This window comes from Sphingomonas sp. (assembly GCF_036677245.1).
Lineage (GTDB): Bacteria > Pseudomonadota > Alphaproteobacteria > Sphingomonadales > Sphingomonadaceae > Allosphingosinicella.
In genome coordinates, this window is the sequence record NZ_JAKFCG010000110.1 from 1 (window position 1) to 2,998 (window position 2,998).

The following is a 2,998-nucleotide window of genomic DNA, read 5'->3' on the forward strand; positions in this document are numbered from 1 at the left end:
CGGCCGATCTGGAACACCTCGCAGCCGAGGCCGACGAGCAGCACCGCGCCGAGGTTCGGGTTGCCGGCATAGCCCCATTGCGTGCGCTGCAGGATGTCGAAGCCCTCGCCGGAGCCGGCCATGCCGCAGCCGGTGCCGTGGGTGAACGAGACGACGCCGTCGACATTGGGAAAATCGTCGAGCAGGCCGGAGCGCGTCGCGGCTTCGGCCATGAAGCGCGCGACCGAGGCCGAACAGTTCACGCTGGTCAGAATGCCGAGATAGTTGCGCGTGCCGGCGCGACCGTTGGCGCGGCGGAAACCCTGGAACGTCGCCTGTTCCTCGACCGGCAGCACGTTTTCCGGCCTCGCATCGGCGCAGAACTGGTAGTCGCGCTCGAAATCGTGCAGGCCGACATTGTGCTCGTGCACCCAGTCGCCCGGCTCGATCGGCTGGCTGGCGAAGCCGATGATCTGGCCGAACTTGCGCACCGGCTCTCCCGAACCGATCGGCCGGCTCGCCATCTTGTGGCCGAAGGGGATGCGCGCGCGCGCGACGATGCCCTCGGCCACCGTCTCGCCGGGCTCGATCCGCTCGACCGCGATGAGGACATTGTCCTCGGCGCCGAGCCGCAGGGTCCTTGCTATCTTACTGTTCACGCTGGCTCCGTCCGTCCGGGGCCGCTGGAGGCCCGCTCAAACTTGTATGGAAGTTATTGCGCCCCGGCCTCCAGCGCAAGCGCCTCCGCCGCATTCACAGCGATCTCTGGCCCATCTCGTGCACTGGCTGGCTTCGCAATTCCCTTCCCCCAGGTCGGTTTCGCGACAATGCGACAGGCCCGGCCTTGCGAGCATCAATAGCGATTCCCGGTGCGGCTCCATGGCGACGCAGGTCCAACACCCGATCTGGCTTCCCGCCGTCAGGACACCCGGCGCGCGCACCTTCGCGCTGCTCTACGCGGTGGAATCCTTTGCCCGCGCGTCGGTGTCGAGCGTCATTCCGATCCAGGCCTACGAACTGCTGAACGACAAGCAGGCGGTGTCGCTGCTCTATACGCTGGTGGCGCTGACCGGGCTGTCCGTGACGCTGTTCATGCCGATGCTGATCATCCGCTTCGCCCGCCGCTGGGTCTATACGGCCGGCGTGGTGTCGCTGGCGCTCGGTGCAGCGGCTTTCCTGACCGATACGCTCACCGGGCAGCTTCTCGGCATGCTGTTCCGCGTGATGGGCGCCAGCGCGCTGTCGATCACGCTCAACCTCTACATCATGGACCACATCGCCAAGACCAAGTTCATCGAGGCGGAATCGCTGCGCATGGCATTCTCGACCTTCGCCTGGACCGGCGGCCCGACGATCGGCGTCCTGCTCTACAGCCATTTCGGCCTCTGGGCGGCGCATGGCATCGTCGTCGTCTTCTGCGCGATCCTGCTCGCCCTGTTCTGGTATTTCCGACTGAGCGACGACAAGGCGATCCGGCCGGGCGTGACGCGGCCATCCAACCCGCTCGCCAATATCGGCCGGTTCGTCGCGCAGCCGCGGCTCAGGCTCGCCTGGCTGATCGCCTTCGGCCGCTCCTGCTTCTGGACGACATTCTTCGTCTACGGGCCGATCCTGATGGTGGCGACCGGGCAGGGCAGCCTCGCCGGCGGCCTGCTGGTTTCCGCCGGCAATGCGCTGCTGTTCTTCGCGCTGCTCTGGGGCAAGGCGGGCAGGCGCTTCGGGGCGCGGGCGACAATGGCCTTCGCTTTCGCCGCGGCCTCGCTGACTTTGTTCGCGGCCGCGGCGTTCGGCGAGGTCGCACCGCTCGCGGCCGGCGGCTGCCTGCTTCTGACGGCGTTCTTCGTCATCTCGCTGGATGCGCTTGGCTCCACCGTCTTCATGCGCGCGGTGCGCGTGCATGAGCGGCCGCAGATGTCGGCGGTCTACCGCACCTATCTCGACCTGTCGGAACTCCTGCCGCCGCTTGTCTATTCGGTCGTGCTGGCCTTCACCGGCCTCGGCGGGGTGTTTGCGACGCTCGGCCTGTTCCTCGCGGTCTGCGGCTGGCTGACCTGGCGCTATCTGCCGAAGGGGCTGTAGCCGCCCGAGGACAGGGCCCCGGGCGGCCATGGTTCAAAGGCCGCAGGCCCGCCTGATCGCCAGCTGCACCGGTGACGGCGGCGGCGCCGGGTCGAAATCGGCCCTGGGCAAGAGCGGCGGCTGTGCCATGAAGCGGGGCCGGCCGACGCGGTTCGGCTGTGCCGAATGCACCAGGAACGGATGGCAGAGATAGACCGTGCCCGCCTCGCCCGTCGCCAGCACCTCGTCGCAATGCGCCGTCGACGCGAAACCGTCGGCGGCGAGTTCGCCAAGCGTCAAACCCTCCTCGCCGCGCGCCAGGAGCTGCCGCGCGATATCGCGATGCGAACCGACCCGGATCCTCGTCGGACCATCCTCCTCCGCGACCTCCGAGAACAGGAAGAGCATCAGCAGCGCCCGGTCGCGGCTCCTGACATTGACGCGCCATTGCATGAAGTCCGGATCGTCGGTGCCGAAGCTCATGTCGACGTGCCAGCCGGCGTCGCCGGGATCGTCCAGCGAGGGGAAGCGGACGGGAAAGGTCCCCAGACCCGTCGGCGCGATCCAGCGGCCGGCGCCGACGAGTTCGTCATAGGCCGCTTGCAGGACCGGGGTGTTCGCGGCCGCCACGAAGGGCGGCGCGGTCATGAAGGGAAGGCGGATGACCGGTTTCGTCCAGCCGTCGGGGTCGTCCGGCGACAGGCCCATGGCCTTCCAGAGGATGCCGCGGATGTCGGCGGCGAGATCGGTGCTGAAGGCACCGTCCAGCCTGAGATAGCCGCGTTCGATGAAGTCTTCGACCCGAGCCTCGCCGAGGCCGGTCCGGTTTATGTTCGGCATGTTCGTTCTTCTCCGTTCGGAGACCGCCCCGCGGCTCCGTCAAATCATCTCGGCGCGTCGCCGCGCCCCGGCTGAGCGTCGGGTCAGATGAGGGGGAAGAAGGTGGACATGAACATCATGC

Annotated in this window: 3 protein-coding genes; 1 reads left to right on the forward strand and 2 read right to left on the reverse strand. The window is 67.7% G+C overall.

The window, feature by feature from the left end:
* The coding region (locus V6M48_RS11590; protein ID WP_332812681.1) for a UxaA family hydrolase at window positions 1–638 on the reverse strand (638 nt) is incomplete at its 3' end.
* Window positions 639–858: 220 nt separating this feature from the next.
* On the opposite strand from V6M48_RS11590, the gene V6M48_RS11595 reads away from it, so the two are divergent.
* On the forward strand, window positions 859–2,058 hold the full coding sequence (locus V6M48_RS11595; protein ID WP_332812682.1) for an MFS transporter: 1,200 nt from the start codon (window positions 859–861) through the stop codon (window positions 2,056–2,058).
* A gap of 33 nt (window positions 2,059–2,091) precedes the next feature.
* On the opposite strand, the gene V6M48_RS11600 is transcribed toward V6M48_RS11595, so the two are convergent.
* Window positions 2,092–2,877 carry a phytanoyl-CoA dioxygenase family protein gene (locus V6M48_RS11600; RefSeq protein WP_332812683.1) on the reverse strand — a complete coding sequence of 262 codons (786 nt, stop codon included), beginning with the start codon at window positions 2,875–2,877 and terminating at the stop codon, window positions 2,092–2,094.
* Window positions 2,878–2,998: the final 121 nt, after the last annotated feature.

Excerpts from the sequence above, each read along its gene's own strand:
- V6M48_RS11595 (WP_332812682.1), top strand. The coding sequence starts at position 859 with ATGGCGACGCAGGTCCAACACCCGATCTGGCTTCCCGCCGTCAGGACA.
- V6M48_RS11600 (WP_332812683.1), bottom strand. The coding sequence starts at position 2,877 with ATGCCGAACATAAACCGGACCGGCCTCGGCGAGGCTCGGGTCGAAGAC.